Origin of the sequence: Clostridioides sp. ES-W-0016-02 (assembly GCF_020641035.1) — a bacterium.
GTDB lineage: Bacteria > Bacillota > Clostridia > Peptostreptococcales > Peptostreptococcaceae > Clostridioides.
On sequence record NZ_CP061361.1, the window covers coordinates 3,486,506 to 3,511,558 of the forward strand.

The window sequence follows — 25,053 nt, forward strand, 5'->3', positions numbered from 1 at the left end:
TGATATACATAACCAACTTATAATGTAATGTAAATACTGAATAATTATTGTTATCCAACTTAATTTCATCGTATTTACCACTGAATCAATAATACAATACATTTTTAGAAAAATAAAGAAGGACATATTATTTTATTTTTACTTTATTCTTGACTTTGATAAAAAACATGATAATATTAATCCTAATTCAGACTATCATTAACATCAGTCTAAATTATTATATTTAATAATATTAAAAAGGGTGCAATTATCAAGCACCCTATAAGCTTATTTTTTTAAGAAAGCTAAAATACAATAAAAATATCTATCTCATATCTAGATTATAGTTTTTGATTTGCATATTTCAATGACCATTGGCAATTTACCATACATTTTAAAACACAAAAACATTTAGAAATATCGATTATAGACTCTCTTCCCCCTTGAAAAGTCCAAGCATTTCCATGTATAGCTTTTGCAGGGCATTTTTCTACACAAACACTGCAATCACCACATTTTGAAGCAATCAAAGGATGCTTTTCAACAGAAATTGGTGCATCCGTAAGTACTGTACACATGCTAAAAGCACATCCAAATTCCTCAGTGATAAATAAATTATTTTTCCCCATGAATCCAATACCACTAATATTCGCTATTGTCTTATGTGGTAAAGGGCTAATACCTGATTGCATCTTAGGGTCAATATATCCTCTTTCAATGTATCTGTGTTCTATATTATTTTTTTCTGATTGAGCATAAGCACTATAACCTTTTTTTTGAAGATATTCAGAAATCCAATCAGCTAGTTTTTCCACCTTTTCCTCTTTTTCCAAAAACTCATCTCTGTCTGTAGGTAAATTATTATATATATCTTTAATAAACTTCTTTGATAATCCTATACAAAATAAAATCGCCTTAGAAAAGCCTAGTGTTTGATTTATTGGAAATTCAGATATATCAACAAAACGAATAATGTCTACACCTTCATTGTACAAAATAGATTTCAACTCATCATTCATTTTTAACTCCTTTCACAGCTAATCAAGCAAGAAATAGCTTTATATACTGATAGGTTTTGGCTTTTTATTATGTTAACCAATACTTTGTACATTCTTTATTTCTACTCATAAAACCATATTCAATTAAATATCTTCTAATCGTTGCAAAATCATAATATATAGACTCTAAAATTTGATTAACTTCTTTTTCTGAATATTGCTTTCCTTGCTCAAATTGTTCTAAAATTTTAGACAAAATAACAACTTTTTTCTTTTCTTTTGATGAAAAAGCTTTTAATTTTAGAGGATTCATACTTTCAAATGATGTTTCTAAAATGTGTTTTCTTTCTTCTTCAGTTACTACGTATCTCTCATCTACCATTTTGGCATGTTCGTGGATTGGTATTATAATACTATCTCTATTAGATTTATCTTCAAATACAGATTCATATAAAGCCAAGTATAGCTTAGCTTGTTTTGCTTTTTCTCTAAACATAAATTTTTGATGACGTATTGTAGAAGTAGATACACCAAGCTCTTTTGCAATTTCTTTATCTGATAAATCACTAATAAATAATTTAAATAATTGTTTTTGATTATCTGTTAATGTATTGTACTTTGAATCATTATTGACCAATTGTTCCAAATAGTTACCATGTTTTAATTCTGTATGCAATTCAATAGCTCTTGATGCTTCAAAAAATCTGTCACCAACTCTGTATATTTCTCCTACTTCATACGTTTTTCCACAAATAATGCAACTATAACAATTTAAATCTGCATTGAATATATAACCTTTTTTGATATCTTTAATAGAAAGATTTTCAATCTTCATATTATTCACCTCCAGTATATGGTTTATTATTTCAATAAACATATATTACTAAAGTTTATTATCATTGTCAACATTTCTATTTTAAGTTTATGAAGTTCATATATTATACACCGTTTAAATTATAATGTATCTCAAAACAATATATTTAAATCTCTATTTGAACAATTATTATTTATAATTAGCTATTCTTATATACAAAGAGAAGAGTATAAAACTAATTACATAAAAAAGTGTAAAACTAATTACATAAAATAAAAGGAACTACTCAATTTAAAATCAAGTAAGTCCCTTTTTATCTAACATATTTATATTAAATTTACATTGTACAACATAAGTTTATAGACAGTAATCTTTTATTTTATACTTTTTATTTAAACTCAATTACAGTATCTTTTCCACCCTCTACATTATTACCTACATTATATGTATTCATATTGTACTCCGAATGATTAGTTATTGTAACTGGAGTAATAAGTGAGATACCATTTGATTCAATTAATGAACGGTCAATTTTTAACATTGGTGTCCCCTCTTTTACTTGGTCTCCTACACTTACTAATGCTTCAAATCCTTCACCTTTTAAGTTTACAGTATCTAAACCAACATGAATAAGAAGTTCCATTCCATTTTCTAATTCTATAACAAGTGCATGTTTAGTTTCTGCTAAAACTGCCACCTTACCATTATATGGAGCATAAACAATATCACCTGTAGAATCTATAGCTACACCTTCGCCCATAAGTTTTTGAGAAAATACAGCATCTGGTATTTTAGATAACTCTATTACCTTTCCTGATATTGGTGATTTTATTGATTTTTTCTTAAACATTTTAAACATAAAATATACTCTCCTTTTTACTTTTAACCATTATTAGCTGCCTTTAGTTTTTCACCTAAACTTCCTCCTGGATGATATTTATAAAAATCAGCTGAGTCAAAATTACTGTTTTTAGATAATGCACATGCAATAGAATCTCCTAAAACCAAAGTAATCGTAGATGATGTTGTTGGTGCTAAATTTAAGTGGTCAGCTTCACCCTTTGCAGGATATATTAAAGCATAATCGCACTCCTTTGCCAATACTGAATTTCTATTTGAGGTAAAAGCAATTGTTTTAGAACCTATTGCCTTAACATATTTTATACAATTTACAACTTCCATAGAATTACCACTATTTGAGATTAAAATTGTAATATCTCGACTTTCAATCATTCCTAAATCTCCATGTACTGCCTCTGTTGCATGTACAAAAAAACTTGGTGTACCAGTACTTGCAAATGTAGCTGCCAATTTTTTACCTATATGTGCAGATTTACCTACACCCATAAAAATCACTTTACCTTTACAATTTGCAATTTCATTAACTATATTTTCATATTCAATACCTGCTTCATCTATTAAACACTTTATAGCATTCATTTCAGTAGTCATAACATCAACCATTGTTTTTAAATAGTTCATAATCATCTCCCCTTCTATATTAAATATTTTTTGCAATATAATCTATAGTTTTTTTAATTCTATTTAAACCATCTTCAAGTTTTTCTCTTGAACATGCCACATTTAACCTCAAATAAAACTCACTTTCTTCTCCATATACCTTGCCTCCCATAATAGCAACTTCACCAATATCTATTAATAGATTTTGGAATTTTTCACTACTTATTTTAAGCTCCGAGAAATCAATCCAAGCAAAGTAACAACCTTCTGGCATAACCAACTTTAATGGCCTTAAATTATCTTCTATATAGTTAATTGTATATTGAAGATTCTCTTTAATGTATTTCAGTAACTCATCTAGCCAATATTCACAGTCATTATAACAAGTCATTGTTCCCAAAATAGCTAGTATAGCTGGTGAATTTACAAAATCACGATATCTAGTTATATTTTCAAACTTAGTTCTTATCTCTTCATTAGGTATAATTACATATGACCCAGTCAATGCTGGTATATTAAAAGACTTAGATGCTGATGTACAAATAAATATAGACTCCAAATAATTGTCTGCCACATTTAAAACAGGTGTCATTTTACTATCATATACAATATCCATATGTATATCATCTGATATTATTTTTACATTATTTTCCTTACAAATCCTTACAATCTTAATAAGCTCTAATTCACTCCACACCCTACCTGTTGGGTTATGAGGATTACATAAAATAAATATCTTAGAATCTTTACATTTTTTCTCAAAATCATCAAAATCAATAGAGTAAAATCCATTCTTATTTGTAAGAGGAGATTTTATAATATTGCGATTGTTATTTCCTATTACTTCATAAAAAGCATTGTATGCAGGAGTGTTTAGTAATACTCCATCTCCTTCATCACTAAAAATTTCAATGAGTTTACTAATTGAATACATTACACTTGGACTGTAATATATCCAATTGCTATCAATACTGCAATTAAATCTCTTAGAGTACCAATTTCTGATAGAATCTTTAAAATCATCATGCTTCCATCTGCTATATCCTAATACTCTATGATTTAATCTTTCTTTCAATACTTCTGTTATCTCATTTGGAAATTCCAAATCCATATCTGATATTGTAAAAGGAAGTAATCCTTTTTTTCCAAATCTATCTTCTACATAATCCCATTGGGTACAATATGTACCCAATCGGTTTACTTTTTTATCAAAGTTAATCATTACATTCCTCCAAATGACCTTCCATCGCCTTATCCATTTGCTTTCTTAAAGAATACACTTGAGTACCTATAATTACTTGAATTGTGTGTTCATCTAATTTAACAACTGCTATACCACCAGCTTCTTTAATTGCATCTTCATTTATTAGTGATACATCTTGTAATTTTAAACGTAATCTAGTTACACAATTATCTAATGATAGTATGTTAGATTTCCCTCCTAGCGCTGCTATCATTTGCTGACCTTTGTATGTAGATAGATTTTTAAAATCTGAACCATTTCCTTCAGAAACTTTTATTTCTTTATCTTCACGTCCTGGAGTTTTTATATTAAATTTAAGAATTGCCCATTTAAATACAAAGTAATATATTGCAAAGTATAAAGCTGCTACTAATACTGCTATTGGCCATCCTGTAGCTGTTCCTCTCAAGACTCCAAAACTTATAAATGCTATTAAATCTCCTGTGAATCCCATCAATACACCTAAGTATGGAAGTACCATGTTTGCTAAACCATTCATAAATGTATGGAAAGCAAATAATGCTGGTGAGATAAATAAGAATAAAAACTCTATTGGTTCACTTATTCCACCTATAATAACTGTCAACACTCCTGATATTAAAAGCCCTTTAAGTGCTTTTCTATTTTCTGGTTTTGCTGTACGATATATAGCTAATGCAGCTCCAGCTAAACCATATTGAATCATTAATTTACCTTGCTCCATTTTACCAGCTAAATCAAGAGGTATAATCTGATTATTCTCCACATATGCCATAAACATATTCAATGTTCCAAAGTATGTTTCTCCATCAATAACAGCAGTTCCACCTATTGGTGTAAAACGGAATACAGATGTTACAAGGTGGTTTAATCCAAATGGTATTGTAACCCTTTCAGCTACTGCATATGAAAAATATCCTAATGGCCCTGCTGAAGAAATCCATCTTCCTAAACTTTGGAACGCATTGAAAAATGGTGGCCAAACAATAGGTATTAATAATCCCACAATACTCATAACTATTAAACTAACAATTGGAACTAATCTTGGTCCACTATAGAATCCTAGTGATTCTGGTATTTTCAAATTACTAACTTTATCATACATTGCATAAACAATTAAACCTGCTATAATACCACCTAAAACACTTGTGTTATATGTTTGTATACCCATAATCATGGCTTGACCATTAGTTGACATTTGGTCTGCTGCTACTAATAAATCAGCTCTTGTTAAATAAAAATTTGTACCTATATGCATTGCTATAAATCCTACTAAACCTGAAAATGCACCAAACTCTTTTTCTTTTTTTAATAATCCTAGTGGAATTGCCATTGCAAATAATGCTCCCAAGTTATTAAATGCAAATAATCCTATTGTTAACATGAAATTTAAAATCATATTAACATATTCATTTCCTAGAAATGGAACCATTGCAATCATCTTAGGATCTGTAAAACCAGCCCCAAGACCTAGCATCATACCAGAAACACTAAGTAATGCTATTGGGAACATAAACGTTTTTCCTAACATTTGGAAGAAATTCCATAGACCTAACTTATTTTTTTTCATATTTTCACCCTCCTATTTTTATATAAAAAACATAATCTAATTTATAGAAAAACCTAAATCAAAAAACTTAATCCAATAACTAAGTTCAATGATTTAGGTTTTGCCTGCTCAACCAGTTACAACCCTAAAAGTCACTGTTTGTATTTAATAAAAAAACCTAAATCAAAAAACTTAATCTAATAACTAAGTTCAATGATTTAGGTTTTGCCTGCTCAACCAGTTACAATCCTAAAATCCATTGTGTTTATTTAATAAAAAAACCTAAATCAAAAAACTTAATCTAATAATTAAGTTCAATGATTTAGGTTTTGCCTGCTTAACCAGTTACAATCCTAAAAGTCACTGTCTGTATTCAATAAAAAAGCCTAAATCAAAAAACTTAACTAAAATTAAGTTCAATGACTTAGGTTTTGCCTGCTTTATCAGTTACAATCCTAACAACCACTGTTTGTTATTTTATTTATATGAATCATTAGATATAATTCTTCTTCTTTACTAATTTTATATCCAAATCTGTCTAATACCAATGCTGCAATTTCTTCAGTACATACTTTAGGTTTATTATAGTTTTTATTTACTAGTTTATACATATCTTCAACATCACTATCTTTGTAAGTTTCTTTTCTTAAAATTCTTTGAACGAAAAACTTTAAGTGAGTTATAAGCCTAGAGTAATTCAGTGAGTTTACATCTAATTTAAATCCATGTACTTCTTCTATTATCTGAACAACTTGTTTTGAAAACTCTAGTATATTAATACCTTCATCTTTTTGAGAATTTTCTAATCCATTGATTATATGAATAGCAATATAGCCTGCTTCATCTTCAGGCAACTTTATACCTATCTTTTTTTCAATTTCATCAATTGCCCATAATCCAAATTCAAATTCTTCTCTATAAAGTTGTTTTGTTTCATTAAGTATCAGGTTTGGTAATTTTATACCCTGTTTTTCTCTTTGGACAGCGAATTCTATGTGACTAGTTAAAGCCAATATTATTGAATCATTTACTTGAGTATTTAAAACTTCATTAGCTTTTTCTATAATTTCTTCTGAAATTTTAAAATATTCAATTGAGGTTTTATTAAGTATTTGATTGTATTTGTCTTTTTGATTATCTTGAACAAAATATTTCTTAGAAATCAAACTTTCATCTATCAAATCTCCTACTTTTTTCTTGAATCCAACTCCAGCACCAGTTACAATTATTTCTGTGCCATCTTCTAGGGAGCTTACTACTACATTGTTATTAAATACTTTTTTTATATTCACTATAAATCCCCTCTGAAAAAAATGTTTCATCACACTTACATAGTATATTATATTTAATTTAATGTCAATATTTAAAATTTCACTTTCGCATATATTTTGCATTTTCCCCTATAATACTACAATTGCAAAATATTTTAATTGCACACTATATAATTGTCGTTTTTTGTATTTTTTTATTTAAATATATTTAAATATTTATTATATATATTCAATTCTTTAAAGTTATTCAAGATTTTTTATTACACCATATATTTTCCAGTATTTTCAAGTATCTAAATGCGCATTTATTAAGTATTTATTGAAATTTAAATTATATTGTATTATAAGTTTTTTTTTAATAGATATACCTAAAATGAGATTAATATAAAATATTCTTTATATGAAATTTTTATCAAATATTTTTTAAATTATATTTTTATTTTGTATTTATGAATAGATTTCGTATTTTTTCCTAAATTGCTGTAAATACATTAATATTTTAATACCTTATATAATATTTTCCAATTATTTATAATACATTTTTTCATTAATTTTCTCTAATTATAACTTTATCACTTCTAATAATATCTAAGCAATTATAACATTTAACATTTTATGTAAAATTTATAAAAAAATGTATATAATCTAAAATAAGTGACTATACTAAAAATATGATACGGATAACCAATAAGTTCAACCTATCTCCCCCAAAATAGAATGAGCTACAGTTCCCCCCAACTGTAGCTCATTTTCGTGTAATTTAAATATTTTTCATATAATTTCAATATAAACTGAAACAACTTCTTTAAAGTTTAATCCATATTCTTTTCTTTACTTTTTATAAACATTAATTTTCCATTATTTATTCCCCATATCTCATCAGCAAATAAAGCAACTTCCTCTGAACTTGTTGCTATTATCACACATTTATTATCTTTATGTGCCAAATTGTAAAACACATTTATTAGACTTTCTTCACTTTTATCATCCGTGCTTTCTATAATATCATCACATACTATTAAGTCAGGATTATTAGATAATGACTTAGCAATACACACTTTTTGTTTATCATAATAAGATAAGTTTTCTACTCTATCCAGTACTTTTTCTCTATCAATTCCTACCTTTTGTAGAATTTTACATGCTATTTCCCTCTTATTCTTTTTCTTATTTTCACTAATTCTCATTGGTAAAAACATATTCTCCAAAATAGTTTCATTATTTAATAAGTTATAATCTTTAAATATGACTCCTACATCTTTATTTCTATACATATCCTTATTTATATCTCTTAAATCCTTACCCTTGTAAATAATACTTCCATCAGTATAATCATCAAGACCTGATATTATAGATAACAAAGTACTCTTTCCTGCCCGAGGCTTTCCTATAACAACATACATTTTTCCAGTTTCAAATTTGGCACTTACATCTTTTAATACATATTTATTACTTCCCTCATACTTGTAATTAACATCTATCAGTTCTAGTATTACCAATCTACATCACCTAATTTCTATCATAAATTATCTGTATTGGTTTATATACAATTGTACTATATATGGCCACTATGCTAGTTAATAATATCAATATTATCGCTACAATAATTATCTTAAATATCAGATTTGGAATCAATTTATCTCTTAAACTTTTTATTTCTTGTTTGATATCATCACTATTTATATCTATATTTTTATATTCTCTATTATTCAGTAAATCAACATTATGTATTACATTATATTGATTTTGATATTCAAAAACATAATTTGATAGTTTTGAAGCTGATATACTTACAATTCCTCCTCCAAGTATAAGGCATACTAAAGTTATCATAATACTTTCACATATGAAACTCTGAACTATCTTAAATTTAGGCATTCCAGTTAATATTAACACACTAATGTAATACTTTATTTTTTTTATTGATATTATAGAATTTATCATCAATAATATCGAACCTAATATTAATATTCCAAGCGTAACTGTAAAAGCTATATTAGACAAATGTTGCATTGGAGTTATTAATTTACTGTACGCAAACTCATCTATAGTAACTTTATAAATGTCACTTAGACCTTTATCTCTTACCTCTTTCTCAAAATCTTTTCTACTATTAGAGTCTATCAATAAAAACCTAGCATTTGTATAAATTATTGAATTTTCTGATTCAATCTTCTTTTCAAATTCTACTAAAGTATTATACGTAGTTAATATATTATCATATATACTTTCATCTTGAGCTATTTCTATATCGTTAACATTCTTATTATCTTTTTTCTTATATGTTCCTACTATTTTTAAATTCAGTTTTGTATTAGTACTATAATCACTTAATAGAGATATCGTGTCTCCAATTTTCAACTTATTAATATCAATAAATTCTTCGCTTACCATACATTCATTATCTTTTTGAAATAATCGCCCTTTTACCTTTTCCAGATTATAGTGCTTAAGACTTTCATTCTTTTCTGTATATCCCATAATCCCGCAATTTTCAGCCCTCATATCATCATATAAGATTTGTCTGTCATCATTAGAATTATATTTTTTATTATCAAAGTGTGCTGTGATATTTCCAATAAAAGATACTTTTTTTACATATTTTGACTTTGCAAAATTTAAATAATCATTTACACTCAAGTTACTATATTTTATTAGAGATTCTCCTGAATCACTTTGAACAATCTTTTTAGCATCAAGCTTAATTTGAACTTCTGATTCAAATTTTTTCTCATAATTCGCCTTTATCACATTAACGTTTGAATTTATTATTGAGGAAATTAATATTGCTAAGACCATCAATAATATAACAACTGTACTAAATGAATTACGCAATTTATTTCTAAGTAAGTTTTTGATTGCATTATTTAAAATATACACTTCACATCTCCTCTTACCAATTCAATCGTGTCTTAGAGTTATTATATCTATCTTAATTTATTCTTTATATTCTTTAAATACTAAATAAAAAATTGACCCTTTACCTTCTTCACTTTCTACCCATATAAATCCATTACATAAGTTACATACATGTTTTACTAAACTAAGACCTATACCATATCCATCTTTATTTAATTCATTTATTCTATATCTATCATAAAATATTTTTTTCATACTCTGTTTGCTCATTCCAATGCCATTATCTCTTACTGATACAATAACACTACCTTTTTGATTTTTCACATTTACACATATATCTTTACCTTCACCATATTTTATTGCATTGTCTAAAAGATTGGATACACCTCTATAAATCCACTTTTCTTTCCCATAGATACTCATATTTTCATCTTCATCAAAATCAAAACTTAAATTAGCATATACTTTAGAATAGTGGTCACATACTTGTGCACATATTAAAGCTATGTCAACTTCATACATATCTTCATTATTTTTTGTATCACTTATTGCAAGTACATCTTCTACATTATTTGCAACTTTATTGAGAGTATTCAATAGTTCTTCATTTCCGCTTAATTCTAAGCTTGTTCTAAGTATTGCTATGGCATTTTTTTGTTCATGAGATAAATATGAATTTAATCTTTTATAATCTTCAATATGAGAATCAAATTTATCTTTTAAATCTTTATATACTTTAGACATAATAGGGTCTATACTCAACACTTCGTCTTCATCTTCTATATTATTTATATTATTTAATATCTCCATTCTTTCTTTAAACTCTAGTCTATTCAATATTGATAAAAGGATAAAGTTAGAGGTTACTGTAAAGGCAAAAAATAACATTATAATTATATTAAAGTTACTATTAAGTACAATATTATAATCAAAACTTAATCTTTTATCTAAAGTCTTATCTTCCATAGTGTTATAAGTATTATCTATATTCGTTCCATAATATGAATTTGAATCATTAGCTATTAATTCTTTACTTGTATTAGATATATTTATAATATATTTCAAACCTACTGTAAAAATTATAAAGACTATAACAGAATATAAAATTAAAACTATAGTTTTTTTATCTTTTAATCCTTGCATATAGAATATCCTATCCCTCTAGTAGTTATTATTATCTCTTTTCCTGCAACTTCTCTTAATTTCTTTTTTAATCTAGCTATATGCACCCTTAATACAGATGATAATGGGTCAAAGTATTCATCATAAACATGTTCTGATATATCTATACTTGATACAATATCTGGATATCTACTTGCAATATATTCTGCTATATCAAATTCTTTAGTTCCTAAGTTTACTTCTTTGTTATACACATACACTTTTCTAGATGATGGACTTATTGTAAGAGGACCTGCCTCTATATTTGAATTTGTCCTACCATAAAATCTTCTTATAACTGCTTGTATCCTAGCTCTCAATTCTATAATTTGAAATGGCTTTACTATATAATCATCAGCTCCCAAATCAAGACCTTTTGCCAATTCATTTACTCCATCTCTTGCTGTTACAATTATTATAGGAGTATTTAGATTATTACTTCTAAAAAATTCTAATATCTCTATTCCATCTCTATCTGGTAAATTTAAATCTAATAATATAGCATCATAGTCATTTATAAATGCTTTCTCTTCTCCATCTAATCCGCAATTTGCTATATCTACTACTAATCCTTCATTTTCCAGCCCTATCTTCATATTATAAGAAAGCTCTTTATTATCTTCTATTATTAATACTCTCATATAATCATCTCCTAAATAAAATATCAACTTAATCATTATATATAATTAATGTTTATTGAATGTTAATTATATTATAATTATTTAATTCTTATATAAAATCTAACCTTATTATTATTCAAATATTCATACTTGTCAAATTTATGCTTAATTAATATTCTATTTAATATCTCTACCAATATAACTATTAACTTGTTCATCATATTTAATAATTCCAAAATATAGATTAATAAGAATTAATTAACAAAATTCTTTACAAGAACATAACCTATATTAAACAAGCTCATAACTAAAACTTAAGTTTATTAAATTTAAAAATACGAAAGAGAATTATTTATATGCTATTAAAAATTTGGCTTTTAAATAAAATTTTTTTATTCCTTTTTAGTAATAGATAAGTAATAGCTAAAAAGACAATTTTATTGCACACTTAAAAAGGGGATGTCTTACAATATTCTTAAATTATAAATGAGATACCCTTTTTTATTTACATATAGACTATTCAACACTTTACAAAAAAAGTGGACTCATCTGATAAAGTCCACTTTTTTCTGTAGTCAAATCTTTATTTTGAAATAACTTCTTTTGGTGTTAGGAGTGTATTAAATAAATAATATCTGTAATTTCTATTTTATTAACTTTAAATACTTCTTTTAATATTGTATAAAACAACAATAAATACTTATAATAATTTCAAATATATGTAAAAATTTATTAACTATATTATAAATATAAACTTATAGTTATAACCACTAGTACTACTATTTACTTTTACTTAATAAGTATCAACAAGTACAGATTTTTTTATTTTCTGTTTATCTAAATGTGAAATTGCACTAGATACAGCAGTTTGACCTTGTCCTGCTGGTCCGCTTCCTATTATTGCAATGTCGTATCTCATAATCTCACCTATTTTCTAGTAACCTTTCTTTTTTCTTTTATATAAATATAATATCAATAGCCAATATCACTGACAATTAGGCACTTATTTGTAACTACATAAATAAATCTTATAAATAATCGAAATTAGTTATATATATGATTCAATTTTATTTTTCAAATTATCTTTAGGTATAAACCCTATTAATCTATCTATAGGTTTACCATCTTTGAATATTATTACAGTTGGTACTGTAGAAACTTCAAACTTTTGGGCTAATTCCATACTTTGGTCTATATCTACTTTTAAGAAATTTGCTTTTTCAGACATTTCGTTTCCTAAAGCCTCGTATACTGGTGATAACATTTTACAAGGTCCACACCATGTAGCAAAGAAATCCACCACTACTAATCCATCTTTGTTATTTACTTCATTTATAAATTCATTGTTATTTATTATTTTTGCCATAATATATATCTCCTTTATTATTTTATTGTTTTCTTGATATTAATATACTACGACTTATGTACTAGTTCAATTAGTCACTTTTTTGTAACCATCTATTTTTAACACTCTTAAGATTATCATCATAATCAAACATTAATTAAACTTATTTATGCAAATTCAATAGTTACTTATGTAGTAATTATAGAAATCTGTAAACTTTATATATATGTTAACTAAATTTGAGCTTCATTTCAAAAATACACTAAAAAACTTTTCTAATTTATAACTTAATTTTTTGCTTTGTATGATTGACAATTATATATATACTTTATAAAATAATATTAGTACCTACTAAGGTAGTTATTATACTTTTGTTAAAGGAGTTTATATATGGATACTATAGTTAACGAACTACAAAACATAGGATTTACCAAATATGAATCACAAATCTACATATCATTACTAAAGGAAAACCCTCTAACTGGTTATGAAATAAGTAAATTATCAGGTGTACCACAATCAAAAGTCTACGAAAATATAACAAAATTACTTAACAATAATATAATTATCAATATTGAAACTGATCCTATAAAATATGTACCTATAAACCCTAATGAATTACTAAAAAGTAAAAAAGAAGAATTCAATAATTCTATGGACAAACTAGAAAACAACTTACAGGTATTAAATAAAGGAAAAAGTATAGAATATGTTTTAAACATAAAAAGCTCTAAAAATATATTAAAAAAAGCAATCGAAATGATAAATAACGCCAAACAAGAAATTATAATTTCTTGTTCTCATGAAGAAATTCTTGACCTAAAAGATGAGCTTTTAACTGCTTCTAAAAAAAATGTTAATGTTGAAATACTACTTTTGGAAGATAAAAAGATAGAAGGTCTAAGCAATATTCATATCCATGGAGGTAATGAAACTACACTTAAAAACAAAAAACTTTATAAAGGTATTCTTTTAATTGTAGATGATTCTGAAATATTAACAGGAAATTTATCTGAAGGTAATGAAGCTATTTCAATTTGGACAAAAAATTCTAATATTTTATATATTGGAAATCAATACATACAACATGAAATTTATATTTCACAAAAAATAAAAGGGGGTCTTAAAGATGAATAAAGTTAAAATCAAACAAGTTGATGCATTTACAACAATACCTTTTGGAGGAAATCCTGCTGGTGTAGTCACAGATGCGTCCAATATTTCTGATGAAATCAAACAGAATATAGCAAAGGAAATGAATTTATCAGAAACTGCATTTGTTTCAGAATCTGATGTAGCAGATTTCAAGGTTCAATTTTTCACACCTGGCTTAGAAGTTGACTTGTGTGGTCATGCTACAATAGGAACATTCCATGCTCTTTTAGAAGAAAGAAAACTTAATACTAATAAGAATATCTTTTATCAAGAGACAAAAGCTGGTGTACTATCTGTAGAACTTAAGAAAATAGATAATGAAAACATATTTATGATGGAACAAAATCCTCCTAAATTCGAAAATCTAAATAGCTATAAAAAAGAGATTGCACAAATGATAGGTGTAAAAGAAGATAGACTTCTTGAATATCCAATTATGAAAGTAAATACAGGAATTTGGTGGCTTGTTTTTGGATTAAAGTCTCTAGATGATTTAGAAAATATTTCTCCAGACTTAAATAAAATAAAAGAATTTAGTGCTGATAATAATCTAATTGGAATAACTCCATTTTGTATAGAAACTATAGATAAAAATTGTGACTATCATTTAAGATCTATAGCTCCATATGTTGGAGTCACAGAAGACCCTGTATGTGGAACTGGCAATGCTTGTGTATCATCTTATATAGTACAACACAATATTTTAGATAAAACTGACTTTATTGGTGAAGAAGGAAACTTTATAAATAGACCTGGAAAGGTATATGTAAATATATCTAAAGAAAACAATGATATCACTTCTGTAAAAATTGGAGGAAGTGCCTATACTATTTTAAGTGGAGAAATTGTGTATTAATTCTTTATCTGATTTAACAATAAATAAAAATACTAGTCTTAATTGACTAGTATTTTTATTTATATATTTTATTTAATAAACTTATTTCACCATATATCGTGTTAAAAAGTAATACTTTATGATTATTACCAATTAGCTTTATATCAATCTAATACAATATAACTATACTAAATTAATCTCATTAGTATAATAGTTATTTATTGATTAGTTATCTTCCTCAACAAGTTTACTTAATGTCTTGTCAAATAAGAATAATAATATAGCTGCAACAAATAGTATCACTGGAATTATAGTATATACTTTAATCATATCAAATTTAAGAGTAAATGCATATATATATCCATATCCTTGACCAGCTATAAAAGTAGCAAATGTCCAAACTCCCATAAGAACACCTAGAAGTTTTTTAGGAGCATACTTACTTACGAAAGAGTTCCCAAGTGGTGAGAATAACATTTCTCCAAAACTTAGAAGTATACCAAACATAATTATCCATATTATACTAGCTTTAACAGTTTCAGGAGCTCCAACACCTCTTGTAAGCTCTGCTCCAACAAGCATTAAGAATGCAAGACCTAAGAATATTAATCCAAGACCTGTCTTTTTAAATAAACTTATATCACCTTGTGGTCTACTGGCAAGTTTAAACCATAACGCTCCAAGAACTGGACCTAGTACAATACATACAAGTGCATTTAATGAGTCAAACCAAGCTAAAGGAATGTCAAATCCTCCAATAGTCATGTTTACAAACGCTGCACCATAATCATAAACTGCAAGATAAGTTAGATACCAGAATAACCAGAAAATTACAGAGAAGAATGAAATAAGTATAATAGCCCAAATTCTCTTCTTATCCATACTTGTAAGAGGAGCATTATCTTTTTCTTCAACTTTCTCAGCTACCACACCTTCTTTAAAAGGTCTTTTTCCTGCATTTCCAAGGAATCTCCATCCATATGTGAACCATATTGCACCAATTACACAAAGAACAGCTGCTATGAAGAAACATTGAGAGAAACCATATACTCCATTTTTCATGAATGTATTGGCATAAAGTATACCTACTGCTGTTGTTCCGATGAAAGAACCTATATTAACAAAAGAATATTGTACTGAGAATGCTGTATCAAGTTCTTCTTGATTATCAAAAAGTTGTCCATTTACTGCTGATACATTTCCTTTAAAGAATGCAGTACCAATTGAAACTAGAATTATCATTGCATTTACCATAGAAGCTGTAGTTGCAATAGAACCAAGATAGTATCCTATCCCCATGATAAGCATACCTATAGGTATAGTATACCTAGCTCCTATCCATCTATCTGATATATATCCTCCAATTATTGGCGCAAGATATGTGAATGCAACAAGGTTAGCTTGCATTATAGCTGCTTGTCCTTTATCTATTCCAAGACCACCTTTAACAATTGCTGTTGTAAGGAATATATAAATTAAAAACTTTGCAGAATAATATGCTGCTCTTTCAAACGAGAAAGTTGTTGCACAGATATAAAATCCTATAGGGAATTTACCCTTTTTATTTACTGTTGTGCTCATAAGTTTAAATCCTTTCTTAATTGTATTTTTATATTTTCTACGTTTTATCCAGACTCTTTCTTTCAATGAAAGATATGGTGATATTGTTTTGTAAAACAATTCGTAATAATTATTAAGATAATTGCGTTTTTATTTGTAGAATCTAGATGTTTTCATGGAATAAAGATTAACATCTTTATTGTCAATAAATTCAAAATAATATAGCTATAAATTTAAATTATATAAATTCATTATTTTCAGGTATATTTATAACCTGTTATCTTTATAAATTGACACCACAAAAAACCAAACTATAAATTATTAGTTCATTAATTATTATTTAGCTTAAATACAATATTGCCATAACACAATGGATAATTTTATATCTAACTTCTAAATTCATCACTCTAGTAATTTTTTCTAATTTAACTACTACTAATTAAATGTGAAACTCTTTACTATATGCAATTCTTATTTTTTTACTTGATAGTATTTTACAAACTAAATTCCTCCTTTTATGGCAAACGGTGTAATCACCTTACTATTGCCTTTTTAAAGGAGTTTTGAATAAAGCAACATGTATTTATACAAATAAATACTGTCTTTATTTTTTTGAAAAATTTCTAAATACTTCATTCAATTACTTGTCAACTTAAATAAATAAACTACTATCTCTTCACAGATTAAATTTATTTCTTGTTAAACATACACATGAATTCTGTGAACCTAAATATAAAAACTGTTGTTTTAAAGTGATTACCTAGATATTCGCTTTGACATTATTAATTGAGGTGATACTATTTATAATTTATTAACCATAAAATACCTCAATTTGAAAACTTTTTCACGAATATTTATTTTTCACCTCCCTTTATTTATTTCACCATGTAAATCGTACCATAAACACATACTTATATGCAACAAAAAAATAAGAAAAAAATCGAATAATCGACAGTAAATAATTAGAATAAATCAAATTATACTTGTCAAGTATATTATATAATTTTTTTGTCTGGAAATATAAGTTAAACTAAGCCTCAAAATAGTTTTTTAGATATGAAATTTTGTTGTTCTATGTATTCATATTATTTATTGGATAGGGTTTTGATATGCAACTTATATTATTTAGACTATACTCCACCAAAGAATATTTATTATTTAAGAAATATTATCAATGATAAAATTAAAAAAAAGGATATTCTAATCAATTTTAATTAACTATTTTTAACTTTTAAATGATTGTTATTTTTTTGATTAATTTAATAAATTTCATTAATTTTTAGAATAGTAGAGATACTTCATATTTAAGATATAACTTTATTTCTTAAACTTATAAATTCTAAATTTACACCTAAACATAATTATTCTAAATACACAATCAATAAAATTGTCAAATAAATACAATAAAAGTAGTAAATACTTTTTTAATAAATTTAAATTCTTTAAAATCCATCATTTTTTATCTGTTAACTTAATATTTACTTAATTAAAATAAAAAAGTTTGATTAAAAACAAACTATAGTAATTATTATATATTACTATTTTAGAAATACTCTAAATTTTGTATATCTATAATTTTTCAAGTTACACTATAAATATACAGCAAATATATCAATTCAAATTATAAAGATATATTTAGTCTTATTTTGTCGATTATATTTATAATGTACTCTTCTAAGCTAGAAGCATTTATCTAATCTATGTTTTCATTTATAAAAAATAATTATTTCTTAAATAAATAGCTAAATTGTAGTATTTATAATAAATATAGCTTATGTTTATATTAGTATAATTCCAAATAATTTAATGTTAATATTTAAAAACATCTTCGTAATATACTTAATTCTAGCAATAATATAAAAATAATAATCTGGATAAATTTAAGTTAAAGTTTGTTTATATGAAGCTAAAAATAAGATTTTTTACATAGAAATTAAAACTATGTGTAACTTAAATGAGCCTATTTTACTTTAATAAAATATAAATTTTTACGATGTAGGTAAAATTAAATAAGGTGACTTCTATTTAATATAGTAGTCACCTTATCAATTAACACTAGAATATATTTTATATTGTCATATATTTTAAATGATAATACTCTTATAATATTATTAATTTTACTTCAGATTTTCAACATGCTTATTAAACTTACCATTCAATCATCCCCTTGATTAAAAAGTATTTTCAATAATAATTTAATTTTTTAAGAATTGTATATTATAAACATCATTTTAATAATTCCTATAATATTATATATTCAATTTTTAGTAAAACAATGCGAATAAATAATATTCTGAAATAATTAAAAATAGCAATAAAATATTCATAAATACTTATTGTAAAATTATATTTAAATATTATTTTCTTTTTCTTTATAGTTTTAACTATGCTATACTTTTTAAGTAGGAGATAATATAAAAAATACTTTATTGCGGTATATGACTTGATATATATGAAGTAACTTCATCAGGAGAAATATTCAAAACAGTTGCAAACTCTTCGTTTAATAATCTTTCTGCTTCTTTCATCATATTATCGTCTGCTTGATGTGATTTTTTACCAAGAGATTTTATATGTTCTTTATTACAGTATATACTTCTTATTAATTTAAGTAACTCTTCACACTTACCACTTCTAAGCATCACTTTAAATTGCTCACTTCTCATTTTTTCATTATCTATCCATGATGTATCCATATTAGGTATATCATTTATTAGCGAAGCCACAGTAACTTCAGAAAGTATCTTTCTCATTGGAACTTTCTTATTATCAACAGGTATTTTTATTATTGTATTATTAGAATAAAGGGGACTTAATACATAATATTCTTTTTGTACACCATTTGTAATTTTTTCGTTTGTTATGTCCAAAACTTTACAAACACCTGTCATTCCGTACATTATATAATCATCAATCTTAAACACAAAACCTCACCATCCTTAACAAAAAATAGTTTTGACAACTGAATTTACATCATCAAAACTATCTACTATATACTAATTGTACCATATTTTGAGAGTTTAAGCTAAGTAAAACTTTTATTGTTTAAATAATAAAAAATACATTGACTATTAATCAATGTATTTTTCATTAATTTGGATAGTAAGTAAACCATAACAATCGAACAAATCATAACAATCATACCCATTATAATATTTATAAAATTGGTGCTTGACTATTCATTGAGTATCCATCATTTCTAATATCGTTTATCTCTAATATATCATCTTTTGTTTCAACTTTACTAAGTTTTTTAACTGCTCCATAATGCTCTCTCAGTGAAAGTTTATCTCCATTTCCAGAAATAACCCATAAAACTTTATAACCTCTAGGTATTACTTGTAGCTTATTTTCACCTTTACCATCAGTAAAGTAAACTAATAAGTTAATCTTTTTATTATTAGCATATTCGAAAACTGGAGTAAATTTTGTGCCTCCACCTATTTTAACTCTATCTTTTATATCTTTTATAGTTTTTGCTTTATATACACGTCTAATTTCACTGTCACACTCTATAATAGTAATTTCATGATTATAATTTTTAACTATATTAAGAACTTCTTTAATTGCTTGTTTAAATTCTTCATCACTAATACTTCCACTTATATCAATAGCAACGGCTATTTCTGCTTTATGACTTCTAAGTTCTCCTCTTAAATCTAATCGATTAGGCTGTCTTCTATTTCTCCTTGTTATAGTCTTCTTTTTATTGTTTTCAACAGTTCCCATTAACCTACTAAGATATAAATTCCATGGTAATTCGCCTTTACTATTTTTAAGGGCTGCTATCATGTTTTCTAAGTGTGTTGGAATTTTACCTTTTTGAGAACTATCAATAAATTTCTCTGTAAATTCTCTAAGAGTTCTTTCATCTATATCATCGGATTCTTCCCATATATCATGAGTTTTTTCTGGTCTATAATCAGTTTCTATAGTTCCATACTTGTCGCTATCATCTTCTTCACCATCTTCATCCTCTTCTAACAAATCTAATTCAGTTTGAATCTTTTCTACATAATACTCAAAAGGTTCATATGGCTCTAGCTTTAGAGAGTATTTTAGATTTACCCATTCTAAAGTAGTAGCATATGGTGGTAAATTATTCAAATATTTATTTACTACTATATCCATTGCCATATTAATGGCTAATGTACTATACTTTCCTTTTAATTCTTTTGCTCTTACCAAATGCATAGATACTATATGATAAATTTCATGCTTTATTGTACTTTCCATCTGTTCTATACTGAGAGTTAAAAAAATTATTGGATTAAAGTATATGACGTATTTAGCTCCTTTAAAATTCACACCTGTAGGACTACTTATATCAAATCTTATCTCTCTTGACATCTGAAACAAAAAATAGCCATAAAAATTATCTTTTTCTTCCATAAGGCTTAAGCTAACTTTATCTACAAGACTAAAAAATTCATCTTTAAAATCTTTTGGTATATCTACCTCAAATTTCTCATTAGCACGATTTGCCTTTAACATAGAATGAGTATTTATAATTTCACTAGCTTTAATATAGAGTTCTTTTGCCTGCTTATCAAAATAATTTTCCATATATTATCCCCTTATTAAACGATATGACTCAAAGTAAGATTTTACAAACTCTTCATTTTCTATAGCTTTTTTATACACTTCAATATAGCTATTTCTAATATCTTTCATAATTCCTATCATTAAATCTATAGGATATATTTTTAAGAACTCAATAAATCTATCAATATAATATTTTGATTCATACTCATCATTTTTCATATTTAATTCTAAGTTTTTTAGAATATTTATCGCTGATAAATAAAGTCTTGTATGACTTTCATTTTTTACTCTTTCTACAAGATGTTCATCAATAGTATCACCTAAAAAAACATCTTCATAAGATATCAATGGACTAGAATCTGATTCAATAAAACTTATAAACTCTTCTGCTATAACCTTACCTACATTCCCCTTTATAACATTTAGAAATACTGTTCTAGGAATTGCTTTCTTTTTGTCCTTATAAACTTTATAAATTTTAGAAACTCTCTCATAACTTCTCGGAGTTGCTCTTACATCATCTTCATTTGTTTTATGCAGATATTCTGGGAAAGTTGAAATAAACTCTATAATCTTTTTTTCAATTCCTTCATCTATTGCCCATTTCAACCATTGTGTATGGTCACTCTCCATATTTAACCAAACAAATCTATTTTCTTGAGCTGAATCCATATCTACAACTTGATAATCGAAATCTGAACCATATTTACTTGATGGATTCATTGCTGCTAAAATCTTTACATCATCATGTAACTTGTATCCATTAATTTCTCTATTTAAAATTAGATTCATAAGTTCTTGTTGTACAGTATGCTCACAACGATTTATCTCATCTATAAATAAAAGAACTGTTTTTCCTTTAGATATTTCTTCATCAATTTCTCTTAATTTATTATGAACAGCATATACTGTAGTTTTCTTTTCTGTCTTATATCCATTAGAATTAATTCCTACATAAGATTCTATAGTTGGAAGACCTCCTATTTCACCCTCTTTAAGTAGATTTCCATCAATTACAATCAAACTCCAATTATTTTCTTTGGCAAGTTTTTTTGCTAGAGCTGTTTTTCCTATCCCACTTTCACCAACTATTAGAGGTACTTCTCCAGTGGATAATATTAAGTCAACGCTTTTTAATGTATCTATAAAATTCATTTTTTCTCTCTCCTACATAATTTTCAATTTTTCGTCTACAGCTATTTTTTTTGCTGTTTTACTTCCATATTTGTAAATAAACATCATCTTGTCTATTGCTATATAGTCACTGTTTCTATCTATAATATTACAATTTAAAAAATCTCTAATATACTTTTCTTCAACATCTTCTTTTGATAGTACTTCTTTTAATACTTCTTCTAATTCCTCTTTAGATATTTTCTTTACAATATACTTAATCACTAAAATATTTACTTTTAGGAATTCTAATATTTTATTCTTATCTAAATTAGTTATAAAGTTAATAGCTGCCTCATTATTCTTAATAGCTATAAGTTCTGTATTATAGCTAGGAAAATCTATATATCTTAATGCATCATAACTTATTTTTACTGCTTCTTCTTGTACACTTTCATAAGGTTGTTTTATAAACTTTATCGAATCATAATTTTTTCTTACTGCTAATAATTGTAACTCTTCACTTGGATTTTTAGAATATTTAATAGCCCACCCTGCTTGATTTATAGCTAATTTAATCACTTTATCAGTTGGATTTTTTATATAGTCTAATATACTCCATCCATCATTTACTGCTTTTATCATCATATCTTCTGTTGGGTCATTTATAAATTTAATTGCTCTAATATTGTTATCAATTGCTAATTCTTGCATCTCTCTAGTTGGATTATTTATATATTCTAGTACAAGTCCATTTTCTTTGATAGCTAATAGTTTCATCTCATCAGTTGGATTATTTATAGTTGCTATAATATTAGGATTATTTTTTATCATTTCAATAACTTTTGACTTTTCCATAATATGCCTTTCCTTCTATAGTTATTTTTATTTATATATTAATATAATAATCTATTCCTATTTATATAATTGTTTCTTATTATAATAAATATACTTTTTAAGCAAGTTTAAACAGAATAATTATACCAATTTTAAAAAAAATTTCTAAAATCTCATAAAACTAAGTGTTTTTAAATTCTGTTATTATATGTTAATTATAGTAGTTTTTTAATGATTTGTATGATTTATTGAGGTTTTAAGACTTTTTTTCTCTTTAAATACTTTTAAACTTTTTACAATTGTTCATATTATTCTTATTCAAAATTTATCACATATAAAAAATACTCTAATTTATAATAAAATAATAAAAAAAGAGATTAAACAATCAGTTTAATCTCTTTTATAAATTTATATAAGCTTAATCATTTTCATTTAACCATTTAGTTAGAACTTCTATATATTTATCATTTTCTTCAACAAATGGCATATGTCTTGAATATTCAAATAGTTCCCATTTACTATTAGGTATCCTATCATACATAGTCTTTGCAATATATGGTGAACACAAATCTATCGCTCCACTAGTTACTAAACAAGGTTCCTTTATTTCATGTAATCTATCTGTAAACTCATATCCAGAAAGAGTACCTGTAGGAGAAAATTCATTATATCCCCATCCTACAATATATGCTTCAGAACCAGACTTTTTAGGTCTTCTTAAACATTCAGGAGAATCTTCAGTTACTTCCCCAGCACAATACATCTCCATAAACTTTTCTAATGCATCATTATATTCTTTACTAGAGTAATCTCCAGTATTTACTGCATCAAGTAACGCTTTTTGGTCAGCTTCACTCATATATGATATTCTTCTTTTTTGTTCTTTTTCCCAAAGTTTTGCAGAAGAAAGAGTAGATGAAAGAATGTACGACTTGATACCCTTTGGTTTATATTCAATAGCATACCAAATAGCCTGCATACCTCCCCAAGACTGACCTAATAGATGTATTTCATCAAGCCCTAGATGTTTTCTTAGTTCTATAAGTTCTTTTATCCAAGTGTCTGCATTAAATAACTCAGGATGCCCTTCTACAAATGAATTACCACAACCAATTTGGTCATACATTATAACTTGTCTTCCACTTTCAGCTATCTTGTCCAATACTTCAAAATAGTTATGTGTAGAACCTGGACCTCCGTGAAGTAGTACTAATGGTTTCTTTCCTTCTGTAGCTTCTCCCACTATACGGTAATAGGTTTTAAAACCTTCAAAAGGCATGTATCCTTCAGTGATTTTCATGTTTATCTCCTCCAATTTGTCATTATGAACAATAATTAAGTTCATTAATAAGGCTATTTAAAACTTCTCATACATATTTAATTATGTATTTTTATCTTTATACTTACTTTTATAAATAGTATAACATAAAAGTTAAAAATCACCATACCAAACCAATTATAAAATCATATTAATTATATAATTTTATTTTTTATTAATAATAGTATATACATTTTTGACTATTTTCATTTGCTACAACTATTTTTATTTGTTATTATGATATGAAATAAAAAAAATATCATCATGATGTATACCAGTTTTCTTGCATTTCTAATATTCTTATGAACATACTATACTTATAATCACATAATCATATTTTAAAGTCAGTTATACTTGTCAGTATGAGCTTTATAGCGCTATTTATTGGTATTATTAACAAATCATCAAAAG

The 25,053-nt window shown here is 25.9% G+C and carries 21 protein-coding genes; 2 read left to right on the forward strand and 19 right to left on the reverse strand.

What is annotated here, in order from left to right; genetic code table 11:
• Nucleotides 1–320: 320 nt before the first annotated feature.
• The 13 genes from IC758_RS16250 to trxA all read right to left on the reverse strand — a co-directional run bounded on the left by IC758_RS16250 (nt 321) and on the right by trxA (nt 13,300).
• The gene (locus tag IC758_RS16250) at nt 321–998 is read right to left on the reverse strand and encodes an epoxyqueuosine reductase (protein WP_227824376.1); all 678 of its coding nucleotides are present in this window, start codon (nt 996–998) and stop codon (nt 321–323) included.
• Nucleotides 999–1,065: 67 nt separating this feature from the next.
• A complete protein-coding gene (locus tag IC758_RS16255; protein WP_227433905.1) occupies nt 1,066–1,812 on the reverse strand; it encodes a DUF2087 domain-containing protein in 747 nt (248 codons plus the stop codon).
• 367 nt (nt 1,813–2,179) lie between these two features.
• Complete coding sequence (locus tag IC758_RS16260; protein WP_227481992.1) at nt 2,180–2,650, reverse strand: PTS glucose transporter subunit IIA; 471 nt, start codon at nt 2,648–2,650, stop codon at nt 2,180–2,182.
• A 23-nt stretch (nt 2,651–2,673) separates the two neighbouring features.
• The gene (locus IC758_RS16265; RefSeq protein ID WP_227481991.1) at nt 2,674–3,273 is read right to left on the reverse strand and encodes a KpsF/GutQ family sugar-phosphate isomerase; all 600 of its coding nucleotides are present in this window, start codon (nt 3,271–3,273) and stop codon (nt 2,674–2,676) included.
• A 19-nt stretch (nt 3,274–3,292) separates the two neighbouring features.
• The gene (locus tag IC758_RS16270; protein ID WP_227481990.1) at nt 3,293–4,474 is read right to left on the reverse strand and encodes a MalY/PatB family protein; all 1,182 of its coding nucleotides are present in this window, start codon (nt 4,472–4,474) and stop codon (nt 3,293–3,295) included.
• Nucleotides 4,467–6,044: a PTS transporter subunit EIIC gene (locus IC758_RS16275; protein WP_227830917.1), complete on the reverse strand. Its 1,578-nt coding sequence runs from the start codon at nt 6,042–6,044 to the stop codon at nt 4,467–4,469. Before IC758_RS16275 ends, IC758_RS16270 begins: the two co-directional genes overlap by 8 nt.
• Before the next feature lie 434 nt (nt 6,045–6,478).
• Nucleotides 6,479–7,315, reverse strand: a complete 837-nt coding sequence (locus IC758_RS16280) for a PRD domain-containing protein (RefSeq protein ID WP_227860594.1) — start codon at nt 7,313–7,315, stop codon at nt 6,479–6,481.
• A 791-nt stretch (nt 7,316–8,106) separates the two neighbouring features.
• Nucleotides 8,107–8,793: an ATP-binding cassette domain-containing protein gene (locus tag IC758_RS16285; protein ID WP_227433899.1), complete on the reverse strand. Its 687-nt coding sequence runs from the start codon at nt 8,791–8,793 to the stop codon at nt 8,107–8,109.
• A gap of 10 nt (nt 8,794–8,803) precedes the next feature.
• Entirely contained in the window at nt 8,804–10,174 is a 1,371-nt protein-coding gene (locus tag IC758_RS16290; protein WP_227835175.1) for an FtsX-like permease family protein, read from the reverse strand.
• Between the two features lie 57 nt (nt 10,175–10,231).
• Nucleotides 10,232–11,296 carry a sensor histidine kinase gene (locus IC758_RS16295; RefSeq protein ID WP_227835174.1) on the reverse strand — a complete coding sequence of 355 codons (1,065 nt, stop codon included), beginning with the start codon at nt 11,294–11,296 and terminating at the stop codon, nt 10,232–10,234.
• Nucleotides 11,284–11,955 carry a response regulator transcription factor gene (locus tag IC758_RS16300; protein WP_227433896.1) on the reverse strand — a complete coding sequence of 224 codons (672 nt, stop codon included), beginning with the start codon at nt 11,953–11,955 and terminating at the stop codon, nt 11,284–11,286. The genes IC758_RS16295 and IC758_RS16300 overlap by 13 nt, the downstream gene beginning before the upstream one ends.
• Before the next feature lie 772 nt (nt 11,956–12,727).
• Nucleotides 12,728–12,853: a hypothetical protein gene (locus tag IC758_RS21065; protein ID WP_255606358.1), complete on the reverse strand. Its 126-nt coding sequence runs from the start codon at nt 12,851–12,853 to the stop codon at nt 12,728–12,730.
• Nucleotides 12,854–12,982: 129 nt separating this feature from the next.
• Nucleotides 12,983–13,300 (reverse strand): thioredoxin, encoded by a 318-nt coding sequence (gene trxA, locus IC758_RS16305; RefSeq protein WP_227860595.1) that lies wholly within the window; start codon nt 13,298–13,300, stop codon nt 12,983–12,985.
• Between the two features lie 369 nt (nt 13,301–13,669).
• Here trxA and IC758_RS16310 point away from each other — a divergent pair, with 369 nt between their 5' ends.
• Together IC758_RS16310 and IC758_RS16315 are read left to right on the forward strand one after the other, a co-directional pair.
• Nucleotides 13,670–14,416 carry a TrmB family transcriptional regulator gene (locus IC758_RS16310; protein WP_227481983.1) on the forward strand — a complete coding sequence of 249 codons (747 nt, stop codon included), beginning with the start codon at nt 13,670–13,672 and terminating at the stop codon, nt 14,414–14,416.
• Complete coding sequence (locus IC758_RS16315) at nt 14,409–15,290, forward strand: PhzF family phenazine biosynthesis protein (RefSeq protein ID WP_227481982.1); 882 nt, start codon at nt 14,409–14,411, stop codon at nt 15,288–15,290. The genes IC758_RS16310 and IC758_RS16315 overlap by 8 nt, the downstream gene beginning before the upstream one ends.
• Nucleotides 15,291–15,494: 204 nt before the next feature.
• Here IC758_RS16315 and IC758_RS16320 read toward each other — a convergent pair whose 3' ends face one another.
• The 6 genes from IC758_RS16320 to pepI form a co-directional block, all read right to left on the reverse strand.
• Entirely contained in the window at nt 15,495–16,850 is a 1,356-nt protein-coding gene (locus IC758_RS16320) for a peptide MFS transporter (RefSeq protein WP_227433892.1), read from the reverse strand.
• A 2,405-nt stretch (nt 16,851–19,255) separates the two neighbouring features.
• Nucleotides 19,256–19,753 (reverse strand): CarD family transcriptional regulator, encoded by a 498-nt coding sequence (locus tag IC758_RS16325; RefSeq protein ID WP_227433891.1) that lies wholly within the window; start codon nt 19,751–19,753, stop codon nt 19,256–19,258.
• 232 nt (nt 19,754–19,985) lie between these two features.
• Nucleotides 19,986–21,395, reverse strand: coding sequence for a VWA-like domain-containing protein (locus IC758_RS16330; RefSeq protein WP_227830925.1), 1,410 nt, complete (start codon nt 21,393–21,395; stop codon nt 19,986–19,988).
• Nucleotides 21,396–21,398: 3 nt separating this feature from the next.
• The gene (locus IC758_RS16335) at nt 21,399–22,529 is read right to left on the reverse strand and encodes an AAA family ATPase (RefSeq protein ID WP_227830926.1); all 1,131 of its coding nucleotides are present in this window, start codon (nt 22,527–22,529) and stop codon (nt 21,399–21,401) included.
• 12 nt (nt 22,530–22,541) lie between these two features.
• Nucleotides 22,542–23,345 (reverse strand): hypothetical protein, encoded by an 804-nt coding sequence (locus IC758_RS16340; protein ID WP_227830927.1) that lies wholly within the window; start codon nt 23,343–23,345, stop codon nt 22,542–22,544.
• A gap of 397 nt (nt 23,346–23,742) precedes the next feature.
• Nucleotides 23,743–24,624 (reverse strand): proline iminopeptidase, encoded by an 882-nt coding sequence (pepI, locus tag IC758_RS16345; protein WP_227433887.1) that lies wholly within the window; start codon nt 24,622–24,624, stop codon nt 23,743–23,745.
• Nucleotides 24,625–25,053: the final 429 nt, after the last annotated feature.

Bases quoted from the DNA above. Each gene is read 5' to 3' on its own strand.
- IC758_RS16250 (WP_227824376.1), bottom strand. From the start codon at position 998: ATGAATGATGAGTTGAAATCTATTTTGTACAATGAAGGTGTAGACATT.
- IC758_RS16255 (WP_227433905.1), bottom strand. From the start codon at position 1,812: ATGAAGATTGAAAATCTTTCTATTAAAGATATCAAAAAAGGTTATATA.
- IC758_RS16260 (WP_227481992.1), bottom strand. From the start codon at position 2,650: ATGTTTAAAATGTTTAAGAAAAAATCAATAAAATCACCAATATCAGGA.
- IC758_RS16265 (WP_227481991.1), bottom strand. From the start codon at position 3,273: ATGAACTATTTAAAAACAATGGTTGATGTTATGACTACTGAAATGAAT.
- IC758_RS16270 (WP_227481990.1), bottom strand. From the start codon at position 4,474: ATGATTAACTTTGATAAAAAAGTAAACCGATTGGGTACATATTGTACC.
- IC758_RS16275 (WP_227830917.1), bottom strand. From the start codon at position 6,044: ATGAAAAAAAATAAGTTAGGTCTATGGAATTTCTTCCAAATGTTAGGA.
- IC758_RS16295 (WP_227835174.1), bottom strand. From the start codon at position 11,296: ATGCAAGGATTAAAAGATAAAAAAACTATAGTTTTAATTTTATATTCT.
- IC758_RS16300 (WP_227433896.1), bottom strand. From the start codon at position 11,955: ATGAGAGTATTAATAATAGAAGATAATAAAGAGCTTTCTTATAATATG.
- IC758_RS21065 (WP_255606358.1), bottom strand. From the start codon at position 12,853: ATGAGATACGACATTGCAATAATAGGAAGCGGACCAGCAGGACAAGGT.
- trxA (WP_227860595.1), bottom strand. From the start codon at position 13,300: ATGGCAAAAATAATAAATAACAATGAATTTATAAATGAAGTAAATAAC.
- IC758_RS16310 (WP_227481983.1), top strand. From the start codon at position 13,670: ATGGATACTATAGTTAACGAACTACAAAACATAGGATTTACCAAATAT.
- IC758_RS16315 (WP_227481982.1), top strand. From the start codon at position 14,409: ATGAATAAAGTTAAAATCAAACAAGTTGATGCATTTACAACAATACCT.
- IC758_RS16320 (WP_227433892.1), bottom strand. From the start codon at position 16,850: ATGAGCACAACAGTAAATAAAAAGGGTAAATTCCCTATAGGATTTTAT.
- IC758_RS16330 (WP_227830925.1), bottom strand. From the start codon at position 21,395: ATGGAAAATTATTTTGATAAGCAGGCAAAAGAACTCTATATTAAAGCT.
- IC758_RS16335 (WP_227830926.1), bottom strand. From the start codon at position 22,529: ATGAATTTTATAGATACATTAAAAAGCGTTGACTTAATATTATCCACT.
- IC758_RS16340 (WP_227830927.1), bottom strand. From the start codon at position 23,345: ATGGAAAAGTCAAAAGTTATTGAAATGATAAAAAATAATCCTAATATT.
- pepI (WP_227433887.1), bottom strand. From the start codon at position 24,624: ATGAAAATCACTGAAGGATACATGCCTTTTGAAGGTTTTAAAACCTAT.